Consider the following 23,730-nt stretch of genomic DNA (forward strand, 5'->3'; position numbering starts at 1 on the left):
GCGTCTCCCACTCGGGGGGCGCCCTTTTCGTTTCTCGATCTTGTTTCAGTCGCGCGTGTTTCAGTCGCGCCGGTACGACTCGATGACCTCGCGCATGCGCGGCAGGCCGAACTGGTCGGCGATGGCCACGCCCCTGTGCGTGCCGAGGTCAGGGTCGGCATCCGCTTCGAGGAGCAACCGCAGAATCGGCTCATTGTCGCGAAAAACCGCGCACGAGATCGCGGTCTGGCCCATGGCATTGACAGCGGATGCGTCCGCCCCGCGCCGCAGCAACTCCGCGACGGTTCCGGGGTGCTGCTGGTACGCCGCCACAATCAGCAGCGTGTCTCCTCGCGGGTTGACCACGTTGAGGGGAACTCCAGCGTCGATCATCTCGCCCAGCGGAACGGTCAAGCCGTCGCGGGCGAGGCCGAAAACGCCCTCGATGACCTGTGGGCTGATAGCTCCGCCGGGTACTTGCGTGTTCTCGTTCACTGATACTCCCGCTCGACAGTCGAGTACCTAGCGTATCCGTCTCGGCCCGTCGTGCGAGGTGCATGTTACGGTTTGGGTTCCCGGCGCGGCTGGAACTGGCGGCGCGATCGGTGGGATGCCACACTCAGAGCATGAAATCTCAACGCGCGGTCATGGCCGCGCTGGTGACCTGCGCATTCTTCGCCCTGACCGCGTGCGCGGGTACGGCAGTACCGGGTGCCGGAGTGCCCGCAGCTCTTCCTGAGCCAGTGACGAACACCGACGAACTCGTCGGCCAGGGCACCGTCTTGCAGAAGGGCGAGGGCGAGCCGCAACTGTGCTTGGGCGCGATCATGGAGTCGTACCCTCCACAGTGCAACGGACCGGCGATTCGCGGCTGGGACTGGTCGCTGGCCAAGTACTCCGAAACTGCCTCGACGGTGACCTGGGGAACGTACGCGGTCTTTGGAACGTGGAACGGCACGGCCTTCACCCAGACGCAGCCTCCGATTCCGCTCTCTCTCTACTCACCGGTCGGTTCCCCCGACCCGCGGCAGGATGCGACGAACGCGGGCGCGAGCGATGACGCGACTCTGCAGCGCATCAGCGACGAACTAGCCGGTTCGCAAACACTCTCGTCTGTACCGATGAACGGCTACCTCTGGGTGTCCGTGCTCTACGACGACGGCACCATTCAGCACTATGTAGACGAGCGATACGGCCCCGACGTCGTTATCGTACAGCCCGCCCTGTTGCCCGCGAGCTGAACTCGTCGGCGCGGATCGCGTCCCCGAGGAGGCACCATCCGCCTGACCTTCGGGTCGAAAACAAGCCCTGGCTCCTGCCTGACCAGAACGTGACAGATCCGGAACCGCCTGGCCTGCTGGCTGCGACGTACCGCTACCGCGCGCTAGTACCAGCCCGACGCTTCCGACTTGTCCCAGGCAGCACAGGGTGTGCTGTACCGACTCGCGATGTAACCCAGGCCCCAGGTGATCTGGGTCGCGGGGCTGGTCTGCCAGTCGGCTCCGGCCGAGGCCATCTTGTTGCCCGGCAGTGCCTGCGGGATGCCGGTGGCGCCGCTGGAGGAGTTGTAGGCGTTTACGTTCCAGCCTGATTCTTTGTCCCACAGGCTCACCAGGCAACCAAACTGATCGTCACCCCAGCCGTACTGGTTCGCCATGAGCTGACGGGCGATTTGCTGCGCCGCGTTGGGATCAGCTGGAGCGGACGGGCGAGCCGGTGCCGCCCGGACGGCAGCGGCAGGTGCGGGCTCAGCAGCAGCCTCAGCAGCCTTAGCGGCAGCAGCCTCAGCAGCAGCAGCAGCGGCCTCGGCAGCAGCAGCCTCAGCAGCAGCGGCCTCAGCGCCAGCCTGGGCGACCGCTGCCTGCTCGGCGGCAACGCGATCGACCTCGGTCGTGGAGGCCTGCACGTTGGCGGTTTCGGTTGTCGTTACGTCGACGAGTTCGAAAATGCGCTCCGGAGCAAGCAGGGTGACGTGGGAGAGCGCGGCAACGGACTCCGACAGGCCCGTGGCATCCGTTTTGCCCTGCGCTGCAACGATTACGACGCTGGCCCCAGATACGGCGATTTCAGAGGCCTGCTCGGCGCGCACTCGCAGGCGCTCCGCATTGAGTTCCAACTGCTCGTCGTGTCCAGCGCCGCTGGAGGCAAGCGCTGTCATGACGGCTGTGCGCTTGTTTGCGTCTGCGACATTGGACTGCACCGCGAAGCCGGTGCCGACAACCGCGGCGGTGGCAATGATGGCGCCGGCTGCCAGGAAGCGACTCCGCTTCCGGCTCCGGCGACGACGCGTAGCTTGAAGGCGGCTGGCGTCAGTCTCAAGGGATGTGGTGGGCGTGGTTGAAGAAGAAATAGGCCTGACTTTCGGAAAGACGAATCGCTGGCTGTCGTGCGGGCGGTTCTGAATCGGCACTCCGCAGGCGGCGTCCGCGGGCGAAGGTTCCAGTATGCACGGCTTTCCTGAATACTTCCTCACTTTCGCCGGCCGGTCGCCGGCACAGCCGTCATCGTCCTGAGCTCCCGTATCGGCATCGAAGATATCCGTAACCCGGTCAGCTCAGTGCGCCGAAGGCGAGGAGGGCGACGACCTGGTCGTCGGTCGTCGGTGCGAAATCACGATAGTACGCGCCAACCGCGGTGAACCACACCGGCACGAAAACGCAGATCACCTCGTCAGCTCCCAGCGCGAGCGACGTGATATCCGGCGCAACGGGCACAGCTATCACCACCCGGGTGGCTCCAAAGCGCCGGGCTACCTGGCAGGCCACGCGTGCCGTGGCACCCGTGGCGATGCCATCGTCCACGATGATCACTACGCGACCGGCCAGATCGACGCGCGCTCGACCACCGCGCAACAACGCGACGCGGGCGTCCAGCCGCACCCGCTCACGGTCCTCAACCACTTCACGCTGCCTCGCACTCACGCCTAGCTGCGCTATCACATCGTCGTTGAGCACCCGCGCTCCCCCTTCCCCGATGGCGCCCATGGCCACCTCGGGTTCACTCGGCACCCCGAGTTTGCGCACCACGATCACGTCCAACGGGGCGCCCAGCGCCCGTGCCACCTCGAAAGCAACCGGGACTCCCCCGCGCGGCAGCCCCACGACGACGACGTCGCAACCACGCAGGGACTCCAGCCGGGCGGCCAGCTGCCGCCCGGCATCCTCCCGATCAGCGAAGACGATCGTCACGACGCTCTCCACTCCACGCGTAGCCGCCACGACGGCCGGTCGTAGCGTGCCGGTGTTCGCTCCAGAATAGTCCGAGCGGCCCCGCCCCGGTAGGGGTGGCAAGCGAGGTGGACCTGCGCCGCGGCATCCGTGGTGAAATAGGGGAATGTTGCACCGAATTACCCCCGAGCACCGTTTTGTTCCGTCCCTCGACGGCGTGCAATTGGCCACCTACGAGCTCGGCGACCCCGAGCATCCGACCGTGTTCGTGGTGCACGGCTTCGCCTCGAGTGCAATCGCCAATTGGCACGCTACCGGATGGACCCGCGACCTGACCCGGGCCGGCTTTCACGTGATCGGCATCGATCAGCGTGGTCACGGTGCGAGTGACAAGCCCGACTCGGCCGACGCGTACACGATGGAATTGCTCGTCGCCGACGTCGAGGCGGTTCTCGACGCCTACCTCCTGACCGAGGTGCGTTACGTCGGCTACTCGCTCGGCGCCCGAGTGGGATGGCAGGCTGCCCGAGAGCTCGGCGTTCGCATCACGCAGGCGGTGCTCGGCGGCATCCCCGATGGTGATCCGCTGAAGCGTTTTCAGATAGCGGATGCCCGCGCCCACCTCGAAAGCGGCCGCGAGATCACCGATCACCTCACCGGCGTGTACCTCGAGATGGCGAAGGCGCTGCCGGGCAACGACCTCGCGGCACTCGTCGCCCTGGTCGAAGGCCTGCGCGATGGCCCGCAGCCCGGCGCCGCGAATGCGCCCACGCAGCCGGTGCTCTTCGCGACCGGCAGCGAGGACACCATTCTCGACGCCTCCCGGGCACTGGCCAAAGCCACACCGCACGGCAGTTTCTTCGAGATTCCCGGCCGCAATCACTTCAACGCGCCCACGTCACGCCCGTTCCGGGAGGCAGCGATCGCGTTTCTGAAGGCGTAGAAGACCGAGGATCAGCCGAGCGAACCGGTTCCGGTGTCGTCGACGCGCCATCCGAGGTTATGCGCGATCTCCCCGATGACTTTGTTCGGGTTGGCGACGTGTCCGTGAAAGATGCCGCCGAAGGCGCCGTCCTGGGCGGGTTCGCGCACGATCATGGCAGGGCAGACTCATCGCGGCACGCGCTTGAGCGGCTGACACCGGTGTGAACCCGGGCCAACGTCTCAAACACGTGCCGCCCAATTTGTCGAGTGGAAAGCGCTTAGTCGGCGCTGATCTGGTGGCGGAACCGGTCGCGCATGGCGTGGAAGTCCCAGAGGTGCTCGGCCAGCTTCGACGGATCCTTCTCGGGGTGGCCGGCAATGATGCCACCGCCGATGATGAGCTGGGACACCTGGATGCCTTCTTTGCCGAGAACCTCGTTGAGCAACTGCGCGTAAGCAGCCTGTCCGGCGAAGGCAATCGACGTCCCCGTCAGGTGGCTCGCCGGAGTCACGGCCGTCCCGCCGTTGACGAACAGGATGGTGCCTCGGTTCTTGCCCAGAAAACGCATGCCGGGAATAACCTGGTGCACCGCAGCGACGGGGCCGTAGACCGAGAATTCAATCGGCCCGACAAGATCAGCCGGCGTTGTTTCCAGCACCGGACGCATGAAGTCCTTCTGCGGCAGGGGGCTGTACTGCAAGACCTCGATCGGGCCGAGAGTTTCAGCGACCTGCTCCAGCACCCGGGTAATCGCTGCCGTATCCCGCACGTCGGCGACAAAACCCTTCGCCGAGATTCCCTCTGTGCCCAGTTCTTCGGCGACAGCATCTACTCGCGCCTGGTTTCGCGCAATTAGCGCAACGGTGAACCCTTCTGCTCCAAAGCGACGCGCTACTGCTGCCCGAGTCCTGCTCCTGCACCGATAATCGCGATAGTAGTCACACGGGCTGCAAGACCCAGCGACGGCAATATATTCCAGACCGGTGCGGCGTTGGGGGCGCCCGCTCCCGGTCACTCTTCACCGACTGGCCGCCGCGACGGCGCGCCTCGACTGTGCGCCTGGACTGTGCGCCTCGACTGCGCCCAGCGACAAGAAGGTAATGTGCCCACGAGCCTTTACGCCGAGGACGAACTCTTCGACTACCGTTGGTAGCATGACCGCACCAGACACCGCAGCGCAGAACGAGGCAGAAACTGCCACTGCATCCAAGACATTTGCCGATCTCGGGCTCAATGACGCCATGCTCAAGGCGCTCAAAGCCGTTGGCTACGAAACCCCCTCGGCCATCCAGGCCGCCACAATCCCCCCGCTCTTGGAGGGTCGCGACGTTGTCGGGCTCGCCCAGACCGGTACCGGTAAGACGGCTGCGTTCGCGCTGCCTATTCTGAACCGACTCGACCTCTCGCAGAAGAACCCGCAAGCCCTCGTGCTCGCGCCCACGCGCGAGCTCGCGCTGCAGGTGTGTGAGGCCTTCGAGAAGTACGGCGCCCACATTCGCGGCGTGCACGTGCTGCCCGTCTACGGCGGACAGGGTTACGGCGTCCAGCTGTCGGCCTTGCGTCGCGGAGTGCACATCGTCGTCGGTACTCCCGGCCGCATCATGGATCACCTCGAAAAGGGCACCCTCGACCTCTCGGAGCTCAAGTACCTGGTGCTCGACGAGGCCGACGAGATGCTCAAGATGGGGTTCGCGGAAGACGTCGAAACGATTCTCGCCGACACCCCCGACGACAAGCAGGTAGCCCTGTTCTCGGCCACGATGCCCGCGCAGATTCGCCGCATCTCCCAGAAATATCTGCACGATCCCGCCGAGATCACCGTCAAGACCAAGACCACCACCTCGTCGAACACCACCCAGCGCTACCTGATGGTGTCGTACCCGCAGAAGCTCGATGCGCTCACCCGCATTCTCGAAGTGGAAAACTTCGAGGGCATGATCATCTTCGCCCGCACGAAGAACGAGACCGAGCTGCTCGCCGAAAAGCTTCGCGCCCGCGGCTACTCCGCCATGGCGATCAACGGCGACGTGCAGCAGGTGCAGCGCGAGCGCACGGTCAACCAGCTCAAGAGCGGCAAGCTCGACATTTTGGTGGCAACGGATGTCGCCGCTCGCGGCCTCGACGTGGAGCGCATCAGCCACGTGGTCAACTACGACATTCCGATTGACACCGAATCCTACGTGCACCGAATCGGCCGTACCGGCCGCGCCGGCCGCAGTGGCGCAGCCATCAGCTTCGTCACGCCGCGCGAACGGCGCCTGCTCAGCGCAATCGAAAAAGCCACCCGTCAGCCGCTGACGCAGATGCAGCTGCCGAGCGTAGAAGACGTCAATGTCACGCGCCTGAATCGCTTCGACGATGCGATCACCGCAGCACTCGACGAGACCGATCGCATCAGCAAGTTCCGCGACATCATCGCGCACTACGTGTCCCACCACGACGTGCCGGAGGTTGACGTGGCCGCGGCCCTCGCCGTGGTGTCGCAGGGCGAGACTCCCTTGCTGCTCTCGGCCGAGGATGTTCGGGCGCAGCAGCGCGTCGAACGCGACGAGCGGGTCGAGCGCTCGGAACAACGCGGCGACCGTCCGGAACGTGGTGGCCGCTCAGACCGCCCGGACCGCTCAGACCGATTTGGCCGCGACGACCGCAGCAGCCGCGACGATCGCGGCAGCTACGGCGCCCGCGATGACCGGCCGGTGCGCAGCGAACGCCCGGTGCGTTCCAGCGGCAAGCCAATGGCGCAGTACCGCATCGAGGTCGGCAAGCGCCACAAGGTAGAGCCACGTCAGATTGTCGGCGCCCTGGCAAACGAAGGCGGCCTGAGCCGTGACGACTTCGGGCACATCAAGATTCTGCCGGAATTCTCGCTGGTCGAGCTGCCCGCTGATCTGTCGAGCGACGTGTTCTCCAAGCTGGAGAACACCCGCATCAGCGGCAAACTGATCGAGCTGCGTGCTGACAAGGGCGGAGCGTCGCGCTCGGCCGAGCAGGGCGATCGCCCGCCGCGGGCTCCGCGCCGCGAGTACTAGGGCCTAAGCCATACCAGAGAGCACCCTCGTCGTTCACGACGAGGGTGCTCTCTGCATTCAAGCCAGCATGGCGGTCAGCCCGCCGACACGTCGATGAGAACCTTACCGGTGACGCCGCTTTCGACGAGGGCGTGCGCACCCGCTGTGTGCGCCAGGTCAAAGCGATGCAGCGGCAGCCCGGCATCCGCTCCGATAGCCAGCGCGCCATCGACCAGTGCTTCATTGATGCCGGCGGCAGCTTGTAGCACGACCTCGGCGCCGACCGTGTAGAGCAGCACGAACTGATAGCGCACGTTCAGGCTGAAGTGCTTGCGCACGTCGAGGGTCATCTCGTCGCCGCCATTATTGGCGTAGACCGCGATCGATCCGCGGTTGCGAATAACGGCGAGGTCGAGGGTGGAGTTCTGGGCTGGGGCGACCTCGACGATGAGATCCACGCCGTCTGGCGCAATTCGTCGAATCTCATCAGCGACATCGGAGTCGGTATAGATGAGCACGTGGTGTGCGCCGGCGGCCGTCGCCAGCGCTCCTTTCTCCGGCCCACTCACGGTCGTTATCACGGTAGCGCCCGCCCAGCCGGCGAGCTGTATGGCTGCGTGACCGACAGCACCGGCACCGCCAGCCACGAGCACGATCTTGCCGTCAAGCGCCCCCGGATGCAGCCGCCGCGGCCCGTCTTCGGCCACCGTCAGCGCCCGGTAGGCGGTGATCGCCGGCACGCCGAGGCTGGCTCCCTGATCGAAACTGGCCGGCGTGGGCAGAAGAAAAACGTGGTCTGCCGGGAGCACCGCGTACTCTTGGGCGGTGCCGCCCTGCGCTCGCTGGTACGCGGCGAGGGCGAGCCAGACTCGGTCACCGACGGCCACATTCGAAACTCCGCTGCCGACGGCATCGACGACCCCGGCGCCATCCTGGTTCGGTACGACGTCGGCGAACGCGAGCGGCTCCCCCGGTGCCGAGCCACGGCGCGATTTCCAATCGGTCGGGTTCACCCCACTCACCACGATCCGCACGCGCACCTCGCCAGCCCCGGGATCGCTCACCGGCCGATCGACAAGTTGAAGTACAGACGGGTCACCGGTCTCGCGATACACAATGGTCTTCATATGAGGCCCAACACCACAGGCGCGGGAATGTTTCCATTCCCCGGGACACGGTTATTCCGTCGTGATTTCACGGCCGGCGCGAAGGTGGTTCAACGGGAGCGAGCGCGGCGGCGTTCACGCCAGGTCATCGCGGCGAGCGCGGCTGCTTCGCGGTCGCGCTCCTGCCGCGCGGCCTCGCTTCGCGCTGCCCGGCGATCCCGCCAGAGCGTGAGCTGTCCTGCCACATCGCGGGTGGGTGTGACTACCGGTGGCCCGCCCTGCAACTGACGGCGTGCCGACACGACGCGGCTGTTGAAATCATTGAGAATCGCTGTCACTGCGGCCTCGGAGTGTGCTTGGTCGAGGCGGGCGTCGAGCTCGACATTCTCGGTGCGCAGGGTGAGGGCAGGCGGCCCGAGACCGGTGATCTTCTCGCGTTCGATCTTCTGGCGAATCCACCAGTCCGGGTCGTAGCCGCGCTCGAGATTCGTCAGTGGCTTGCCAGCTCCGGGCAGGTTGTCGAACTCGCCGCGGCGAATAGCCTGTTGAATAGCCATTTCCACGTACTGGGCGCGCGCCTCCATCACGGACTGCCCGGCCGTGTTCTGCTCGGGCGTGTTCTGCTCGGGCGTGTTCTGCTCGGGCGTGTTCTGCCGGGGCTCGGGAATATCGACGCGCCCGGGGGGCAGCATCCGGTCAATCTCGTAGTGGGCCACATTCCGTCGAGAGTCGCTGCGGTCTTTCTTGCCGGTCATGGCTGCCAGCCTAGGTCGCGGTGGTCTCGGAGTCGACCAGAGAACGCCGCACGTTGCCCCGCCGCCGACCGCGGGGCGGGGCAACGTGCGGGGACCCTGATCCGTTCAGCGAGCGGACGTTGCAACCGTCGATTCCCCCGCGGCGCTCGCCTCGTGCTGTTCCGGTTCGTCCGGCACTCGCGACTTTGCGGCCAGCTCGACGCGTTCCTCCCCCACGGCCGCAATACCGCCCAGGATGAGCAGCCCGCCGAACAGTTGGAGTGGCGTGAGCAGTTCGCCCAGCAACAACCACGCGAACAGAGACGCGAAGATCACCTCGAGGAGCCCGACGAATGACGCGAGCCTCGACCCGAGCACCCCGGCCGCGGTGATCCCCGCCGCGTAGGCGATCGCCGTGCTGATGACGGCGAGCGCGAGGAGCGGCACCCACCAGGGTGTCACCGCTCCGAGCAACGACAGGTCTGCAAATGACGCCGTGAACGGCAGCAGTCTCGTGACGCCGAGCAGGCCGAGTGCCACACCGCCGACCAGCAGCCCGAACGCCGCGAGCGCGATCGGCGGCAGCCCCTCCGCTGGGCGTGCGGCCACGACGAAGAAGACCGCGCAGGCAACCGCGGCCCCGAACGCGAACAGCACACCCACGGGGTCGACGGCGCGAATCGCACCGGGCCCGATGACAAGCGCCAGGCCGGCCACGGCGAGAGCCGAGCCGAGCAGAACGGTGCGGCGCGGCATCCGTTGTGTCGTCACCCAGACGAAGGCGACGAGGAGCAGCGGGGCAAGAAATTCAATGAGCAGCGCGGTCGAGACCGGAATGGTCTGTAGGGCAGCGAAATAGGCGAGTTGCGTGCACGCCACACCGACCATCCCCATGCCGAGCACCCGCCACCGGCCCCGCCAGAGCGCCGCCCAGCGCCCGCGCAGCGAATACAGCGCCAGCGGCAGCAACACAAGTCCGGCGGTCATTGCGCGGGCGGTGACCGCCGCCGTCGGCGACCATCCGGCCTCAAGCATCGGCTTGACCAGTGCACCGGAGGTACCGAAGGAGACAGCGGCGACCGCTGCGACCATCAGGCCGCCGGGAATCGATGACAGCTGCATGGGAGCCCTCCGGTCCATCTTGTCATGGTCTAAACTGGCTTACACCTCTGACAATATGACTGGAATCACAAGGAGTCAACTTGCATTTTGCCCCTGACACCGAGGGGGCCCTCGAATTCGTGGTGGCGCTCGGCGATACCGACCCCGGGGCCTCCCGCAGTGGCCGTGACGAGCTCGAGACGCTCGCCGACCTCGCCGCGTTGCTCGCCCCGATCCCGTTCACGGGCCGCATCGACGCCGACGCCGCCGAACTGCGCGATGTGCGGCAGACCCGCGCCCTGTTGCGGCGAGTCTGGACACTCGACCGCGACGACGCCGTCATCGAGGTCAACCGCATCTTGCGCGAGGCCAGGGCACTCCCCCAACTCGCGCGGCACGACGTGTCGGATTGGCATCTGCACGCGACCGTGCCCGAGGCGCCGCTCGGCGAGCGGATGCGCGTCGAGGCTGCCCTCGCCTTGATCGATGTGATCCGCAGCGACGAGATGGGACGCCTGCGAATCTGCGCAGCGGATGCCTGCACCGGCCTGGTTCTCGACCTTTCCCGCAACGGGTCCAAGCGTTTTTGCAGCGTGCGCTGCGGCAACCGCATGAACATGATCGCCTTCCGCGAGCGCCAGGCCGCCGAACCTACGCCGGAGGCGTCTCGTCGCGCACGCGGATGACAACGTTGCCGATCTTCTGACCGGCCGCCACGTACTCGTAGGCCTCACGAATCTTCTCCAGCGGAAAGCTGCGGTCCAGTAGCGGCCGAAACTCGCCGGTCTCGATCAATCCCTGGAGAAAAAGCGCGTCAGCTCGGGTGTCTTTCGGAATGGGAAACAGCACCCGTTTCTTTCTCAGCAGCGGCGTCGTCAGTGCCAGCACCGGGTTCTGCCACATCGGGCCCAATTCCGACGAGACGTAGAAGCCGCCCGGCGCGAGCAGCCGACGGCAGCGCCCGAAGGAGCTCTTGCCGACCGCGTCGAGCACCACATCGAACTGGTCATCGAGCGCCGTGAAATCCTCCCGGGTGTAATCCACAACTCGCTCCGCGCCCAGCGATTGCACCGTGGACAGGTGCGCCGTGGCGCAGACCGCCGTGACGCGAGCGCCGAGGTGTGCGAGCAGTTGCACGGCGGCTGAGCCGATACCTCCCGTACCGCCGTTGACCAGCACATTCTGCCCGACCGTGATCTTCGCCGCGCGAATCATATTGAGCGCGTAATGGGCGCCCTCGATGGTCGGCGCGGCCTCGGCATAGGCCAATCCCGCCGGAATCTCGGCCACGAGTCCGGTTTCGGCGATGGTGACGTACTCCGCGTGGCCGCCGAATTTCACGCCGTTATAGCCGAACACGCGTTGGCCGACCACAAAGGCGGTCACGCCGGCACCGACACTCGCGACTTCGCCGGCGAACTCGCAACCGAGAATTGGCGCGCGGGGCACTCGCAGCCCGCTGAACACGCGTACGATGCGTGGTTTGCCGCTCAGAAACCCGCAGTCCGTGCGGTTCACCGTTGACGCGAAGACTCGCACCAGCAGCTCGTCGCTGTCGGGAACCGGCGCCGAGGCATCCTCTACCCGGATCACGTTCGGTGGTCCGTACCGACGGTACACGGCAGCTTTCATGCGGCACAGCGTACCGCACTCAAAGAATGAACTGACATACCGCGTAGAGCAGTCGGAGTCCGGGACGGTCCTACCTGCGTCCGGGCTTGTATGCCGAGACAGAGGGCGCATCCGTTAGCCAAAACCGCCAGGGAAACGCGGTTCCATCACCGCCTGGCCCGCTGAGGCCGACACGTGGACCTCGCGCATGTGGCAACACAGCTCCATTTTCCGGGATGAGGAGACGCCATTGGCCGTCAAAAAGATCGTCGCCATCGTTGTTGAGGTCAGCCCCAAAGCTTTGCGCAACGCACCCGGGACCGCGCGCCAGGGCATGTTCCGATAGCGGAATCTTCCGTGGCTTCCGCTCGCGACGGGCGCGGGCCAGACCGGCGCCCGCAATGACGTCACCGGCTCGAATGAGGCAACCGTATGGTTGCCCGAGCGGCCCGGTGACCAGATTCAGAGCGTGATGCATCCCGTAGGTGAAATAGCAGTAGATATGCCCGGGCGCACCGAACATGGTCTTGTTCCGATTCGTCTTACCCCGGTATGCATGGGCACCGGGATCACGTTCGCCCGCATACGCCTCAACCTCGGAAATCCGGATGGAGACGGTGCCCTCGGGATCGGTGCGCTGGAGGACGCAGCCGAGAAGCTCCGGTGCAACCTCGAGCACATCGCGGGCGAAGAAACCCCGACTGGCCGGCCGCAACCCGTCAAAGTCGCTCATGGGCCAATCGTAGCCGCTCGCCTGCAGGCCGCCCGAAATCGCTTCCCCCGGTGAAACACCGGAGATGTGTTTGCGTGGTGGGTTCCTGGCGCGATCACCGTCGACCTTCGCGCGTCCATGCCCGCGATTAGTAACACTCCACAGCGTGGCAGTCAAATGTGTCGTCGCACACGGTCACTGCACGACTTCTGAGCCGCCGAGTCGTCAATGAGTCGTAGCGTCGGTAGTGCCTTCACGACTTCGCGGAGGGCGCGACACGAACGGGGATACGACATGCTTCTCACCGGTCTGGTCCTGGGCATTGCCCTCGGTTTCGCGATGCAACGCGGTCGTTTCTGCGTGACCGGTGCATTCCGCGATCTCTGGGTCACCGGCAACACCCGCTGGCTCACGGCCTTTCTCATTGTTATCGCCGTGCAGAGCGTCGGGGTATTCACCCTGGATGCCGTCGGCGTTATCTCGCTGTCGTCCAGCGCCTTTCCCTGGCTCGCCACGGTTCTCGGCGCCTTCCTCTTCGGCTTCGCCATCGTGCTCGCGGGCGGCTGCGCCACGGGCACCTACTACCGGGCCGGTGAGGGCCTGGTGGGCAGCTGGCTGGCCCTCATCTTCTATGCGCTGTTCTCCGCGATCTCGAAGACCGGCGTGCTGGCGACCGGGGTTTCAGGCATCCGCAGCGTGACGGTGGAGGCCTCGACTGTGCACGGGCTGCTCGGCGTCTCGCCCTGGCTCATGGTCACCCTGCTCGCCACCGCGGTCGTTCTGCTGGCCCGGCATCACCTGCGCAAACGCCCGGGAGCACGCCTGGCCACCCTGCCGCCCCGCAAACACGGAATCGCTCACCTCCTCTTCGAGAAGCAGTGGGGCGCGTTCACTACCGCGCTCGTGATCGCCGGCCTCGCGATTCTGGCCTGGCCGCTGAGCTGGGCCACCGGCCGCGAAGCCGGTCTCGGAATCACTGGCCCGTCATCGAACATCGTCAACTATCTCGTGAGCGGCGACGCCGAGGTCATCGACTGGGGTGTCTATCTGGTGCTCGGAATCCTCACCGGTGCCTTCATCGCCGCCAAGGGCAGCGGAGAATTCCGCATTCGAATTCCAGACGCCGTCACCACCGTTCGCAGCATCGCCGGCGGTGCCCTCATGGGGATCGGCGCCAGCCTGGCGGGCGGTTGCACCATCGGTAATGCCATGGTCAACACGGCTTCCTTCCAGCTTCAAGGCTGGGTGGCCTTCGGCTTCATGATCCTCGGCACCGGCCTCGCCACCCGGCTTTTCATCACCGGACCTTCCAAGGCACGCTCCGCCCGAAACGCGGCGGCCCGCGAGTCGCCCGGGCAGGGTGCAGCAGCGCTGGGTTCACCCACTCAGACGGCGCACGCGACACGGACATCCGTTCGCCGCTAGCGTCCATCACCCTGCGCCATATTCCAGTTCAACCATTCCCCACCCAACAAGGAGATTCACCATGGCAGTTCACATACTTGAAACCGACGGTCAGGTCTGCCCGTTCCCCATCGTCGAGGCCAAAGAAACCATTGCCCTGCTCGATGTCGGCGATGAGCTGGTTATCAATTTCGACTGCACCCAGGCGACGGATGCCTTACCGCGTTGGGCCGCGGAGGCAGGTTACCCGGTCACCAATTTCGACCGCGTCGGCGACGCCGCCTGGACCATCACCGTGCAGAAGGCCTAGGTCTCGCCCGATCAGATTGGTGGGTGGGTCAATCAGTGCCCCCCTCTGTCCTGACAAAAGGGCTGACACGGCGTAGCGTTGAAGCAGCGGATGTCACCGTCGACACGTGCCACGGCACGGGGTTCCCCCGCATTCCACCACCGGCATTGAAGGACTTCTTTATGACGACCACTATTCCCGCCCTCGCCGCCCCCGCGGCCGGCCAGCCTCTCGTACGCACCACGATCGAGGTACGCACTCCCGGCGCCCACGATGTGGCCATCGACATCAAGTTTGCGGGCATCTGCCACTCCGACATCCACCAGGCCCGCGACGAGTGGAGCGTGGGACTGTTCCCGATGGTTCCCGGCCACGAGATTGCCGGCATCGTCTCCGCCGTCGGCAGCGACGTCAGCCGCTACCAGGTGGGCGACCGCGTCGGCGTCGGCTGCTTCGTGGACTCCTGCCGCGAGTGCGTCAATTGCCTCGCCGGCGAAGAGCAGTACTGCCTGAAGGGCGAGGTCGGCACCTACAACGACCGCTACTACGACGGCACGGCAACCAACGGCGGTTACAGCACCGCCGTCGTTGTCGACGAGAACTACGTACTCGGCATTCCCGAGGGCATCGAGCTCTCCGAAGCCGCTCCCCTGCTTTGCGCCGGCATCACCCTCTACTCGCCGCTCAAGAACTGGAAGGCCGGCCCCGGCAAGAAGGTCGCCATCCTCGGCATGGGCGGCCTCGGGCACATGGGTGTGAAGATCGCCCACGCGCTCGGCGCTGAAGTCACCGTACTCAGCCAGACGCTGAGCAAGCAGGAAGACGGCCTGCGTTTCGGAGCAGACCACTACTACGCCACGAGCGACCCGACCACGTTCACCGAGCTCGAGAACCACTTCGACCTCATCGTGAACACCGTGGCCGCAAACCTCGACATGGAACGGTACCTGCAGCTGCTCGCGCTGGACGGCACGCTCGTGCACGTTGGAATTCCCACGGAACCCGATAGCGTGAAGATGTTCTGGCTCGCCTCGCAGCGTCGCTCCATCGCGGGCTCGAAGATCGGCGGCATCCGCCAGACCCAGGAGATGCTCGACTTTTGTGCCGCCCACGGGATCGGCGCCGACATCGAGGTCATCACGGTCGACCAGGTGAACGAAGCATACGAGCGGGTCATCCGCAGCGACGTGCGCTACCGTTTCGTCATCGACGTTGCCTCGTTCGCCAACGAGACCCGCGTCGGCGCGTAAGCGCTCCGATCCGCAATCGCTCCGCGGATCGATAAATCCCCGGTACGAACTGCCCCGGGCCGCAGCATTTGAGGCGGCCCGGGGCATCCGTCATTAAAGGAGTCTCATGAAGTACGTGAAGTTCGGCAGCACCGGCCTGGATGTCTCCCCGGTCGCCTTGGGATGCATGAGTTATGGCGAGCCGGAACGTGGCAACCACGCCTGGACGCTGACCGAGGAGACCAGCCGGCCGTTCATCCGGCAGGCGGTTGAAGCCGGGATCAACTTCTTCGACACCGCGAACGGGTACTCGGCCGGGTCGAGCGAAGAAATCCTCGGCCGCGCACTCAAGGAATACGCCAACCGGGACGAGGCCGTCGTAGCGACCAAGGTGTACGCACCCGTCGGCGAAGGCCCCAACCAGCGCGGCCTGTCACGCAAAGCGGTACTGCAGGAAATCGACAACAGCCTGCGCCGGCTCGACCTGGACTACGTGGACCTGTACATCGTGCACCGCTTCGACCCCTTCACCCCCCTTGAGGAGACGCTCGAGGCCCTGCACGACGTGGTGCGCTCGGGCAAGGCACGCTACCTGGGGGCCTCGTCGATGTTCGCCTGGCAATTCGCCAAGGCGCTGCGCCTGCAGCAGGTGAACGGCTGGACCCCGTTTGCGTCGATGCAGAGCCAGTACAACCTGATCAACCGAGAAGAGGAGCGGGAGATGTTCCCGCTCGCAGTGGATGCCGGTATCGGCCTCACCCCGTGGAGCCCGCTTGCGCGTGGAAAGCTCACTCGGGACTGGGACGAAACGACCGCCCGCACCGAGACGGACCTGTTCGGCCAGACCCTCTACGCGCAGGCGGAGGAGGGCGATCGTGCTGTTGCATCGGTCGTCGCCGACATCGCTGCCGAGCGCGGCGTGCCGCGAGCGCAGATCGCTCTGGCCTGGGTGTCGGGCAACCCCGCTGTGACAGCGCCGATTGTGGGCGCCACCAAGCAGCAGCACCTCGACGATGCCATCGCCTCACTCGATCTCGAGCTCAGCGCCTCGGAGCGCGCGCGACTGGAGGCGCCGTACCTGCCACGTCTGCCCGAAGGGTTCTAAAGCGTCAGCGAACGGACTCGAGCGCGGCGTCATCCGTCTGGTCTGTGCGCCAGGAGGCCAGAATGCGCAGGGCGTCGCTCGAGGTGGACCCCGGTTGGGTGCTGTAAACGAAAAGCTGTTGGTCGGGTTCGCCCGGAACCGGGAAGGTCTCGTAGTCCACGTCGACACGGCCCACGATCGGGTGCACGAAACGCTTGAGCCCGAATGTGCATTTCCACACGCGGTGCTGGCTCCACCAGCCGCGGAATTCGTCGCTCTTGACGGTCAGTTCGCCGATCAGCTCGTTGAGCGCACGGTCGTTCGGGTGGGAGCGTGCGTCGTGCCGCAGCAGAGCCACCACGTCGCAGGCGACGTCGTCCCAGTCCAGGTACAGTGCACGCGCCGCCGGATCGAGGAAGGTCCACCTGGCGAGGCTGCGCTGGAGCCCGGCGCCCTGCGTGAAGTCCTTCAGCAGCAGCTTGGCGAGGTCGTTCATGGCCAACACGTCCATCCCCACACCAAGGACGAACGCGGGCTGCCCGGTGATCGAATCCATGATGGTGCGCACCGACGACCGCACGCTGTGGGTGCGCCGTCGCTGCTGGGTGCGCCCGCCGGTCGACGTCGACAACAGCGAGAACAGGTAGGTGCGCTCTGCCTCGTTCAGGTGCAGTACCTCGGCGAGCGCGTTCACCACCGCATCAGACGCCTGCGTCACCCGGCCCTGCTCCATCCGTGCGTAGTAATCCACGCTCACGCCGGCCAGCCCGGCCACTTCGTCGCGGCGCAGTCCGGGCACCCGTCTGGCGGCCGCGTGGAGGTTTAACGGCAGGCCGACATCAGCTGGCGTGAGTCGGGCCCTGGCCGAGCGCAGAAAATCAGCGAGGGTGTCTTTGTCTTCCATCCCTTTAGTATCTCCCGCCGACGCGCCGTCGAATGTGCGTACGGACCGCGACGCCGTCGCGCGACGGCTGACCGTAGTCGGGTGCCGTCACCGAAGGATCAGACGCCCGTTGACTGCAGGGCCGCGAACGCCTCGGGGCCGATCCTGGCGGCGACCGGGTCCATCCAGAGTGCGCTGAACAGGTTGCCGTCCGGGTCCTCAAAGTCGCGCGCATACATGAAGCCGTAGTCCTGCGGCTCACGGTGCTCCGTACCTCCGGCGGCGACCGCCTTCTCCAGAATGGCATCGACGTCTGCTCGGGAATCACGGCTGAATGCCGTCTCGACCTGCAGCGCGGTTTTGGGATCGACAATCGGCTTGTCGGTAAAGCTGCTGAAGAAGTCCCGGGTGAGCACCATCAGATAGAGATTCTCATCGATCACGACACAGGCGGCGTTTTCGTCGGAGAACAACGGGTTGATGCCCCAGCCGAGCCCCGAATAGAACGCCTTTGAGCGTTCAAGGTCGCTGGTGGGGAGATTGACGAAGATGCTGGTAACCATGGTGACTCCTTGTCCGTCGAGGGCAGTCCGTCGATCTACGGACCTGCCGACACAGTCGTCAACAACAAGCAGATTGTCAAGGGCAGATGTGTCAGGCCACGAACCAGTCGGCGAATCCCGCCACTCGGGCACGCGGAAGCCGTAGCCCCCTCCGCCCGAAAAAAAGAACGCGCCGCCCGCTCACCGCGGATGCTTCTTCGTGCGCGTGTGCGAATCTCGTGCTGCCCGATATGATTCTGCAAACGATAATAGAACACCGAGTTCTATTATCGAACAGGCATCGGTGGTGTGCGGTACGCTACCGCCACCGAGAAACCACGCAGAACAGCCACACAGAGAAGTGAGGAAGCCGTGCAGTTTCACCACCACGGATACGTGTCGACCGATCCCCGCACGCAGGACGCTGCCGGAGTCGGGATCGATCGCCCCGACGAGCTGCCCGACAACGTCGACGTTCTGATCGTGGGAACGGGCCCGGCCGGCATGATCACCGCCGCCCAGCTCTCCCAGTTTCCGGGCATCACGACGCGGATCGTGGAGCGCCGCGGCGAACGCCTCACGATCGGACAGGCCGACGGAATCCAGGCCCGCAGCGTCGAGACCTTTCAGGCCTTCGGTTTCGCCGAGCGCATCATCGCCGAGGCCTACCGCATCACCGAGATGGCGTTCTGGAAGCCGGACCCCAGCAATCCGGCGAACATCATCCGCTCGGCCCGCGCCATCGATGATCCCAGCGGCGTCAGCGAATTCCCGCACCTCATCGTCAACCAGGCACGCGTGTTGGATTACTTCGCTGAAGTGATGGCGAATTCCCCCACCCGCATGAAGCCGGATTTCGGCTTGGACTTTCTCAGCCTCACCAACAGTAACCACGGCGAGTATCCGGTCACGGTGACGCTGGTGCACACGACGGGTGAAAAACAGGGCCAGGAGCGCATCGTGCACGCCAGGTACGTGGTCGGCGCCGATGGTGCCCATAGCGCCGTGCGCGACTCCATCGGCTGCACGCTCGCCGGCGACCAGGCCTTCCACGCGTGGGGCGTCATGGACGTGCTCGCTGTCACGGACTTCCCCGACATTCGCACCAAGTGCGCCATCCAGTCCGGGACCGGCGGAAGCATCCTGCACATTCCGCGCGAGGGCGGCTACCTGTTTCGCATGTACGTCGACCTCGGCGACGTCTCCCCCGACGACGATGGCGCGGTGCGCAAGACGACGATCGACGAGATCATCGTGAAGGCGAACGCCATTCTGCACCCCTACACGCTCGACGTAAAAAACGTTGCCTGGCACAGCGTGTACGAGGTCGCCCACCGCCTCACCGACCGATTCGACGATCTGCTTCCCGAGGAGATCAACATCCGCTCACCACGTGTTTTCATCCTGGGTGACGCTTGCCACACGCACAGCGCCAAGGCTGGCCAGGGCATGAACGTGTCGATGCAGGACGGCTTCAACCTGGGCTGGAAACTCGCCTACGTGCTCGACGGGCGTAGCCCCGACAGCCTGCTCAGTACGTATTCGGCCGAGCGCCAGGTCATCGCCAAGAACCTCATCGACTTCGATAAGGAGTGGTCGACCCTGATGGCAACGAAGCCGGAAGACCTGAAGGTGCCGCTCGAAGATTTCTACACCCAGACGGCCGAGTTTCCGGCCGGCTTCATGACCCAATACCCGCCGTCGATGCTGATCGGCGAAGCGACCCACCAGTCACTCGCCACCGGATTTCCCATCGGTAAGCGCTTCAAGTCTGCCCCGGTCGTGCGCGTCGGCGACGCCAACCCGGTTCAGCTCGGCCACCACCACCGTGCCGACGGCCGCTGGCGTGTGTATGCGTTCGCGGACGCCGATCGCTCTGCACTGGCCGACTGGGCAGAGTGGCTTCGCACCTCCGCCGATTCTCCCCTGCGCGCACACACCCCGACCGAGGCCGACATCGACAGCGTCTTCGACATCAAGGTGGTTTACCAGCAGACGCACACCGAGATAGACCTCGGCCAGGTTGATGAAGCATTCCTGCCCAAAACCGGCCCGTTCGGGCTGATCGATTACGAAAAGGTGTACGCCACCGACCCCCGACACGACATTTTCGAGGAACGCGGCATCAGCCAGGGCGGCGCCATTGTCGTGGTGCGTCCCGACCAGTACGTCGCGCACGTGCTGCCCCTGACCGCGACAGCGGAGTTGGCCGCGTATTTTCGGCAGATGCTGCTCCCGCGGTAACGACGCCGACCAAGCGGATGCTGACCGTCATGACCGTTACTCGGCCGGCGGTCGCTGCCGGTTGCGTTTGGTGGCTGAGCGCTGTTGCTTGACGGCGAGGTGTCGCCTCGCTGAGCCGCGGGTGGGTTTGGTAGGGCGGCGGGCGGGCGCTTCCGGTTCCAGCCCCGCGATCACCAGGTCGGCGAGTTTCCGCAGGGCTGACTCGCGATTGCGCAGCTGGGAGCGCTGCTCGCTGGCCGCGACGGTGACCACCCCGGCGACGAGACGATGCTCGAGGCGGGTGAGCAGCAGCATCCGCTGGTCAGCCGAAAGCACCATGGACTCGGTGATGTTCCAGAACAGTTCGACCCGGCTGTCGGAGGTGTTCACGTGCTGGCCGCCGGGTCCTGACGACCGCGAGAACCGCCAGCCGAGTTCGCGCTCGGGAATGGTCAGCGCCGGCGACACCTCAAGGTCCATGCTCCCAGCGTGGCACAGAGTGGGCGCGGTCGAAGCCCTCGACTGTACAGTTGAGTATTCGTGCAAGTCTGGGTTCTCCAGCGTCTATCGGGTCTAGAGATGCACCGTGTCCTCTGCTTCCACAACCTGATGCATCAGCGCCGGGTCACCCTCCTTGCCTCACCACAAGCGAGAGAGCCGTTTCGGTGGCGTGGATCTGCTCCTCAACAACGCCGGTCTCGGCATCAATTCGCCATTTGAGAGCAGCGACCCCGCTGACTGGAAGTCAATGATCGATGCAAACCTGTACGGTGTGCTGAACTGCAGCCGGCCAATGTGCTCATCCAGGAGATCCTCATGCGCCCGGTCAAGCAGATCGCTCCCTGACCCACTGCCGCGTCGAGGCCGGCACTGATGCCAACCACGGGCAGAGTCAACGTAAGCCCGGCCTTTCGTCAGCTACCGGGGAGTATCCGCAGCTGATCGCCGCAGCCAACGATCCCCGGGCGAATGACCTGGGCGTAGACGCCGAATGGAATGTCGCTTCCGCTCAGGCGATAGCGTGCGAGGGTCTTCAGCAGGTTCGTGCCGCGCGCGCCAGTGTCGGGCTCCGAGTCGATCACCGCGCAGCGAGGGATGCCGGCGCCCACAAGCAGGCGTGCGCTCCCCAGGTCGAGTTCGCGACCAGCCCAGGAATCTTCCACGTGCGCAACCGCGTCGCCGGTGTCAATTGTGAACGTCGATCGAAACCGGCGAGCGTCAATGGTCGTGGCCGCTTCATCGGCGAGCCGACGAAGCGAACTCGTCGTCACGATGGTGACGGGGTCGCCGTAGACCACGCCTCCCGGGGCGTTGATCTGCGCCACAGCCACATCCTTCCCAAGCAAACGAGAAAACGCCCGGGCCCACGGCCCGCCGACCACGTGCATGCAAACGGCGCGACCCCAATAGTCGAGTGTGAGATTCTGACCGTTCGACTCGGGTTTTGCGGCCACCTGCCGCCCGCCGATGTCGATCGACAGCACCCCGTCATCCCATCGGGCTCTGCAGGTGAGTAGGAGCGGATGCTCGACGGTCTTCAACACGCGGCCCTCTGCGAGGTCAACCACCGCGAAGTGTCGGTCCCCCGCCGGGCCGTGTGCTTCGAGCAGCACGTTTTCGCGCGTGGTGTGACGGCCGCCCTTGAGCACCGACAGGCCAATGTCGCGAATCTGCATAATAGACACCACCCTATCGGCAGACCGCTCGCGGCCCGGGGCTCCGGTACGAGGTCGAGGAAGACATGCAGGTGCCAGCTTCTCTCCCGTAGACCGCGAGCGCTGCGCGAGGTGAACCGATCCCTGCGGGCGCGGAGCGCCGGCCACAATAACGGTCTGGATTCGGCCGATCAGCGCAGTCGTCGAGCCCGCAGGACAACGTCGTGGGTGTGACGGGACCCGGCTCCGGTCGCTACATGGCGTGGCCGGGTCTCGTCGACTTCAATCTGCCAGCTGGCGTCGAGCAGGGCAGCGACCTGCGCCGGGCCCACGTAGTCGTCGGCATGAAAACCGTGGTTCGCGGCCTCCTCTGCCGTCGGAGCGGGGTGATGCACGAAGATCAGCACACCATTGGGGGCGACCGCCGCGAGCAGCGCATGCTCGGCAACGTTCCCATCGGTGCGCAACAGCGCGGCGTACTGCGCGGAGACGAGATCAAAGGACGCCTGCGGTAGCGCCGCCTCGACCAGTCCGGCGTGTAGCCAGTTCACCGTCACTTTGCGAACGTCGGCCTGAGCGGCCGCGCGGTCGAGCGCGACCCCCGACACGTCCAGCGCCGTGACGTCCCACCCGTGTTCCGCCAGCCAGAGGGCATCCGCTCCCTCGCCGCAGCCGACATCCAGCGCGCGCCCGACAGGCAATTCCCGTGCCTCGGTGGTCAGCGTCGCGTTCGGCTTCCCGCTCCACAGCTGCTCCATGTCGGCGTAGCGGTCGTCCCAGAAATTCTCCTCCGCGCCCGGATCACGAGGGGCGCCACCAGCGGATGCCGCCTCCGCGTTGGCGTGGTCGGGCCCGGCGTGGTCGGGTGAAGTGTCGTTCGTGTGCTCCATGGTTCAAGCATCCGTCTTTCACGGGTGCACGACAAATTCCGGTCGACCCCCCGGAGCGATCATGATCAGATGCGTTCCCTCACCCGCGTGCCGCGGAACTGCTCGCTCAGGAGACCTCACTGCGAAGCGGAAGCGTGCGCAGGCTGGCAAACTGCCGCACTCCCCCGTCGATGGGGTCGATGAAGCGCAACTCATTCGCGAGCAACTGCAGGGGACGGGTGAAATCGTCGAGCGGGACATCCTGCACGACGGGGTAGAGGGGGTCATTACTGATGGGAATTCCCAAGCCGAGCATGTGCACGCGCAATTGGTGCGTGCGACCGGTGCGGGGTGTCAGCCGGTAGCTGCCCAGGCCGTCGACCACCGATTCGAGTTCGATCGACGACTCGGCGTTGGCCGGCACGCCCGGCAGCACCTCGGCTTGCCACCGACCACGGCGCGTCGTGAGGTGGTTGCGCACCGTCACGGGCAGGTCGAGACCGGGCAGCAGCGGCGCCAGCGCACGGTAGGTCTTTTCCACTTCGTGGCGTTGGAACATCGACTGATACGCCCCGCGCCACCGTCGCTCGGTCGAAAGAACCAGCAGCCCCGACGTCACCCGGTCCAACCGATGCAGCGGGGAGAGCTCCGGGAGCTGCAGCGCCGCGCGCAGGCGCACCACCACGCTCTGCACGACGTGGCGCCCGCGCGGAATAGACGAGAGAAAAGCGGGCTTGTCGATCACCACGATCCGATCGTCGCGGTAGATCAGATGAATGGGCCCCGGAACAACGGCCTCCTCGGCCAGATCGCGATGGAACCACACAAAGGTGTACGGCTGGTATGGGTCTCGGCCGCCGACTGCCGCGCCGGTGTCATAGACAAAACGCTTCTGGGCCAGAAATCCAGCCACGTCCACGAACTCCGACAACCGCTCGTCCAGCCAGGCCCCCATGGTCTGCCAGAGCGGATGCTGCGACCGTTCCGGCGTGCACACCCACGCGGCATCGAGCCCGTGTCGTCGCGGGAGCGGAGAAGGCGGGGGCATGCATTGATGGTACGTGGCCTCGCTCTTTCACCGCGCGCCCGACTGGCGGGACGCGGATCGAGAGCAGCACGTGATAGCTGACGCAGGAGGGCCAGACGATCGCCTGAAGCAGACCCAAAAGGTCGCCCTAGAATATGCCGTTTCAAACCGAACCGAGGCCT

Annotated in this window: 26 protein-coding genes; 10 read left to right on the plus strand and 16 right to left on the minus strand. The window is 65.4% G+C overall.

Annotation, left to right across the window (positions count from 1 at the left end; translation table 11 throughout):
- Nucleotides 1-60: 60 nt before the first annotated feature.
- Nucleotides 61-474 (minus strand): ankyrin repeat domain-containing protein, encoded by a 414-nt coding sequence (locus tag E3T50_RS14855; RefSeq protein ID WP_198417997.1) that lies wholly within the window; start codon nt 472-474, stop codon nt 61-63.
- A gap of 131 nt (nt 475-605) precedes the next feature.
- Here E3T50_RS14855 and E3T50_RS14860 point away from each other — a divergent pair, with 131 nt between their 5' ends.
- A complete protein-coding gene (locus E3T50_RS14860) occupies nt 606-1,220 on the plus strand; it encodes a hypothetical protein (RefSeq protein ID WP_134552965.1) in 615 nt (204 codons plus the stop codon).
- Nucleotides 1,221-1,363: 143 nt separating this feature from the next.
- On the opposite strand, the gene E3T50_RS16300 is transcribed toward E3T50_RS14860, so the two are convergent.
- Nucleotides 1,364-2,137, minus strand: coding sequence for an aggregation-promoting factor C-terminal-like domain-containing protein (locus tag E3T50_RS16300; RefSeq protein ID WP_166784320.1), 774 nt, complete (start codon nt 2,135-2,137; stop codon nt 1,364-1,366).
- 391 nt (nt 2,138-2,528) lie between these two features.
- Nucleotides 2,529-3,167, minus strand: a complete 639-nt coding sequence (locus tag E3T50_RS14870; protein ID WP_198417998.1) for a phosphoribosyltransferase — start codon at nt 3,165-3,167, stop codon at nt 2,529-2,531.
- A gap of 145 nt (nt 3,168-3,312) precedes the next feature.
- On the opposite strand from E3T50_RS14870, the gene E3T50_RS14875 reads away from it, so the two are divergent.
- Entirely contained in the window at nt 3,313-4,089 is a 777-nt protein-coding gene (locus E3T50_RS14875) for an alpha/beta fold hydrolase (protein ID WP_134552969.1), read from the plus strand.
- An 11-nt stretch (nt 4,090-4,100) separates the two neighbouring features.
- On the opposite strand, the gene E3T50_RS14880 is transcribed toward E3T50_RS14875, so the two are convergent.
- Together E3T50_RS14880 and E3T50_RS14885 are read right to left on the minus strand one after the other, a co-directional pair.
- A complete protein-coding gene (locus tag E3T50_RS14880; protein WP_241990948.1) occupies nt 4,101-4,244 on the minus strand; it encodes a hypothetical protein in 144 nt (47 codons plus the stop codon).
- Between the two features lie 104 nt (nt 4,245-4,348).
- On the minus strand, nt 4,349-5,086 hold the full coding sequence (locus E3T50_RS14885; protein ID WP_241990949.1) for an SDR family NAD(P)-dependent oxidoreductase: 738 nt from the start codon (nt 5,084-5,086) through the stop codon (nt 4,349-4,351).
- Nucleotides 5,087-5,225: 139 nt separating this feature from the next.
- Here E3T50_RS14885 and E3T50_RS14890 point away from each other — a divergent pair, with 139 nt between their 5' ends.
- A complete protein-coding gene (locus E3T50_RS14890; RefSeq protein ID WP_134552971.1) occupies nt 5,226-7,100 on the plus strand; it encodes a DEAD/DEAH box helicase in 1,875 nt (624 codons plus the stop codon).
- Nucleotides 7,101-7,174: 74 nt separating this feature from the next.
- On the opposite strand, the gene E3T50_RS14895 is transcribed toward E3T50_RS14890, so the two are convergent.
- The 3 genes from E3T50_RS14895 to E3T50_RS14905 form a co-directional block, all read right to left on the minus strand.
- Nucleotides 7,175-8,206, minus strand: a complete 1,032-nt coding sequence (locus E3T50_RS14895; protein ID WP_134552973.1) for an NADPH:quinone reductase — start codon at nt 8,204-8,206, stop codon at nt 7,175-7,177.
- Nucleotides 8,207-8,295: 89 nt separating this feature from the next.
- On the minus strand, nt 8,296-8,940 hold the full coding sequence (locus E3T50_RS14900) for a DnaJ family domain-containing protein (protein WP_241990950.1): 645 nt from the start codon (nt 8,938-8,940) through the stop codon (nt 8,296-8,298).
- Between the two features lie 105 nt (nt 8,941-9,045).
- Nucleotides 9,046-10,041: an EamA family transporter gene (locus E3T50_RS14905; RefSeq protein WP_134552975.1), complete on the minus strand. Its 996-nt coding sequence runs from the start codon at nt 10,039-10,041 to the stop codon at nt 9,046-9,048.
- A gap of 80 nt (nt 10,042-10,121) precedes the next feature.
- Between E3T50_RS14905 and E3T50_RS14910 the strand changes: the two genes are divergently transcribed.
- The gene (locus tag E3T50_RS14910) at nt 10,122-10,706 is read left to right on the plus strand and encodes a CGNR zinc finger domain-containing protein (RefSeq protein WP_134460987.1); all 585 of its coding nucleotides are present in this window, start codon (nt 10,122-10,124) and stop codon (nt 10,704-10,706) included.
- Here E3T50_RS14910 and E3T50_RS14915 read toward each other — a convergent pair.
- Entirely contained in the window at nt 10,672-11,652 is a 981-nt protein-coding gene (locus E3T50_RS14915) for an NAD(P)-dependent alcohol dehydrogenase (RefSeq protein WP_134552977.1), read from the minus strand. The genes E3T50_RS14910 and E3T50_RS14915 overlap by 35 nt on opposite strands.
- Nucleotides 11,653-11,722: 70 nt before the next feature.
- A complete protein-coding gene (locus E3T50_RS14920) occupies nt 11,723-12,364 on the minus strand; it encodes a DNA-3-methyladenine glycosylase (protein WP_134552979.1) in 642 nt (213 codons plus the stop codon).
- A 273-nt stretch (nt 12,365-12,637) separates the two neighbouring features.
- Here E3T50_RS14920 and E3T50_RS14925 point away from each other — a divergent pair, with 273 nt between their 5' ends.
- The 4 genes from E3T50_RS14925 to E3T50_RS14940 all read left to right on the plus strand — a co-directional run bounded on the left by E3T50_RS14925 (nt 12,638) and on the right by E3T50_RS14940 (nt 16,370).
- Nucleotides 12,638-13,768, plus strand: a complete 1,131-nt coding sequence (locus E3T50_RS14925) for a YeeE/YedE family protein (protein WP_134552980.1) — start codon at nt 12,638-12,640, stop codon at nt 13,766-13,768.
- A 61-nt stretch (nt 13,769-13,829) separates the two neighbouring features.
- The gene (locus tag E3T50_RS14930) at nt 13,830-14,057 is read left to right on the plus strand and encodes a sulfurtransferase TusA family protein (RefSeq protein ID WP_134552982.1); all 228 of its coding nucleotides are present in this window, start codon (nt 13,830-13,832) and stop codon (nt 14,055-14,057) included.
- Nucleotides 14,058-14,218: 161 nt separating this feature from the next.
- Nucleotides 14,219-15,286: an NAD(P)-dependent alcohol dehydrogenase gene (locus E3T50_RS14935; RefSeq protein WP_134552984.1), complete on the plus strand. Its 1,068-nt coding sequence runs from the start codon at nt 14,219-14,221 to the stop codon at nt 15,284-15,286.
- 106 nt (nt 15,287-15,392) lie between these two features.
- Entirely contained in the window at nt 15,393-16,370 is a 978-nt protein-coding gene (locus tag E3T50_RS14940) for an aldo/keto reductase (protein ID WP_134552986.1), read from the plus strand.
- A gap of 4 nt (nt 16,371-16,374) precedes the next feature.
- Here E3T50_RS14940 and E3T50_RS14945 read toward each other — a convergent pair whose 3' ends face one another.
- Both E3T50_RS14945 and E3T50_RS14950 read right to left on the minus strand, forming a co-directional pair.
- Entirely contained in the window at nt 16,375-17,253 is an 879-nt protein-coding gene (locus E3T50_RS14945; protein WP_134552988.1) for a helix-turn-helix transcriptional regulator, read from the minus strand.
- Between the two features lie 98 nt (nt 17,254-17,351).
- Nucleotides 17,352-17,795 carry a VOC family protein gene (locus tag E3T50_RS14950; protein ID WP_134552990.1) on the minus strand — a complete coding sequence of 148 codons (444 nt, stop codon included), beginning with the start codon at nt 17,793-17,795 and terminating at the stop codon, nt 17,352-17,354.
- Nucleotides 17,796-18,146: 351 nt separating this feature from the next.
- On the opposite strand from E3T50_RS14950, the gene E3T50_RS14955 reads away from it, so the two are divergent.
- Nucleotides 18,147-20,018: an FAD-binding monooxygenase gene (locus tag E3T50_RS14955; RefSeq protein ID WP_134552992.1), complete on the plus strand. Its 1,872-nt coding sequence runs from the start codon at nt 18,147-18,149 to the stop codon at nt 20,016-20,018.
- A 36-nt stretch (nt 20,019-20,054) separates the two neighbouring features.
- Here the strand turns inward: E3T50_RS14955 and arfB are convergent, their stop codons facing one another.
- Nucleotides 20,055-20,477, minus strand: a complete 423-nt coding sequence (gene arfB, locus E3T50_RS14960; RefSeq protein WP_134552993.1) for an alternative ribosome rescue aminoacyl-tRNA hydrolase ArfB — start codon at nt 20,475-20,477, stop codon at nt 20,055-20,057.
- A gap of 154 nt (nt 20,478-20,631) precedes the next feature.
- Between arfB and E3T50_RS17010 the strand changes: the two genes are divergently transcribed.
- A complete protein-coding gene (locus E3T50_RS17010) occupies nt 20,632-20,871 on the plus strand; it encodes an SDR family NAD(P)-dependent oxidoreductase (RefSeq protein ID WP_420898736.1) in 240 nt (79 codons plus the stop codon).
- Between the two features lie 40 nt (nt 20,872-20,911).
- Here the strand turns inward: E3T50_RS17010 and E3T50_RS14970 are convergent, their stop codons facing one another.
- The 3 genes from E3T50_RS14970 to E3T50_RS14980 all read right to left on the minus strand — a co-directional run bounded on the left by E3T50_RS14970 (nt 20,912) and on the right by E3T50_RS14980 (nt 23,569).
- Nucleotides 20,912-21,673 carry an MOSC domain-containing protein gene (locus E3T50_RS14970; protein ID WP_134552995.1) on the minus strand — a complete coding sequence of 254 codons (762 nt, stop codon included), beginning with the start codon at nt 21,671-21,673 and terminating at the stop codon, nt 20,912-20,914.
- A 170-nt stretch (nt 21,674-21,843) separates the two neighbouring features.
- On the minus strand, nt 21,844-22,542 hold the full coding sequence (locus E3T50_RS14975) for a class I SAM-dependent methyltransferase (RefSeq protein WP_134552997.1): 699 nt from the start codon (nt 22,540-22,542) through the stop codon (nt 21,844-21,846).
- A gap of 106 nt (nt 22,543-22,648) precedes the next feature.
- The gene (locus E3T50_RS14980; protein WP_134552999.1) at nt 22,649-23,569 is read right to left on the minus strand and encodes a pseudouridine synthase; all 921 of its coding nucleotides are present in this window, start codon (nt 23,567-23,569) and stop codon (nt 22,649-22,651) included.
- Nucleotides 23,570-23,730: the final 161 nt, after the last annotated feature.

Origin of the sequence: Cryobacterium gelidum (assembly GCF_004403985.1) — a bacterium.
Taxonomy (GTDB): Bacteria; Actinomycetota; Actinomycetes; order Actinomycetales; family Microbacteriaceae; genus Cryobacterium; species Cryobacterium gelidum.

Excerpts from the sequence above, each read along its gene's own strand:
- E3T50_RS14860 (WP_134552965.1), top strand. The coding sequence starts at position 606 with ATGAAATCTCAACGCGCGGTCATGGCCGCGCTGGTGACCTGCGCATTC.
- E3T50_RS16300 (WP_166784320.1), bottom strand. The coding sequence starts at position 2,137 with ATGACAGCGCTTGCCTCCAGCGGCGCTGGACACGACGAGCAGTTGGAA.
- E3T50_RS14875 (WP_134552969.1), top strand. The coding sequence starts at position 3,313 with ATGTTGCACCGAATTACCCCCGAGCACCGTTTTGTTCCGTCCCTCGAC.
- E3T50_RS14880 (WP_241990948.1), bottom strand. The coding sequence starts at position 4,244 with ATGATCGTGCGCGAACCCGCCCAGGACGGCGCCTTCGGCGGCATCTTT.
- E3T50_RS14890 (WP_134552971.1), top strand. The coding sequence starts at position 5,226 with ATGACCGCACCAGACACCGCAGCGCAGAACGAGGCAGAAACTGCCACT.
- E3T50_RS14895 (WP_134552973.1), bottom strand. The coding sequence starts at position 8,206 with ATGAAGACCATTGTGTATCGCGAGACCGGTGACCCGTCTGTACTTCAA.
- E3T50_RS14900 (WP_241990950.1), bottom strand. The coding sequence starts at position 8,940 with ATGACCGGCAAGAAAGACCGCAGCGACTCTCGACGGAATGTGGCCCAC.
- E3T50_RS14905 (WP_134552975.1), bottom strand. The coding sequence starts at position 10,041 with ATGCAGCTGTCATCGATTCCCGGCGGCCTGATGGTCGCAGCGGTCGCC.
- E3T50_RS14915 (WP_134552977.1), bottom strand. The coding sequence starts at position 11,652 with ATGAAAGCTGCCGTGTACCGTCGGTACGGACCACCGAACGTGATCCGG.
- E3T50_RS14920 (WP_134552979.1), bottom strand. The coding sequence starts at position 12,364 with ATGAGCGACTTTGACGGGTTGCGGCCGGCCAGTCGGGGTTTCTTCGCC.
- E3T50_RS14925 (WP_134552980.1), top strand. The coding sequence starts at position 12,638 with ATGCTTCTCACCGGTCTGGTCCTGGGCATTGCCCTCGGTTTCGCGATG.
- E3T50_RS14930 (WP_134552982.1), top strand. The coding sequence starts at position 13,830 with ATGGCAGTTCACATACTTGAAACCGACGGTCAGGTCTGCCCGTTCCCC.
- E3T50_RS14935 (WP_134552984.1), top strand. The coding sequence starts at position 14,219 with ATGACGACCACTATTCCCGCCCTCGCCGCCCCCGCGGCCGGCCAGCCT.
- E3T50_RS14940 (WP_134552986.1), top strand. The coding sequence starts at position 15,393 with ATGAAGTACGTGAAGTTCGGCAGCACCGGCCTGGATGTCTCCCCGGTC.
- E3T50_RS14945 (WP_134552988.1), bottom strand. The coding sequence starts at position 17,253 with ATGGAAGACAAAGACACCCTCGCTGATTTTCTGCGCTCGGCCAGGGCC.
- E3T50_RS14950 (WP_134552990.1), bottom strand. The coding sequence starts at position 17,795 with ATGGTTACCAGCATCTTCGTCAATCTCCCCACCAGCGACCTTGAACGC.
- arfB (WP_134552993.1), bottom strand. The coding sequence starts at position 20,477 with ATGGACCTTGAGGTGTCGCCGGCGCTGACCATTCCCGAGCGCGAACTC.
- E3T50_RS14970 (WP_134552995.1), bottom strand. The coding sequence starts at position 21,673 with ATGCAGATTCGCGACATTGGCCTGTCGGTGCTCAAGGGCGGCCGTCAC.
- E3T50_RS14975 (WP_134552997.1), bottom strand. The coding sequence starts at position 22,542 with ATGGAGCACACGAACGACACTTCACCCGACCACGCCGGGCCCGACCAC.
- E3T50_RS14980 (WP_134552999.1), bottom strand. The coding sequence starts at position 23,569 with ATGCCCCCGCCTTCTCCGCTCCCGCGACGACACGGGCTCGATGCCGCG.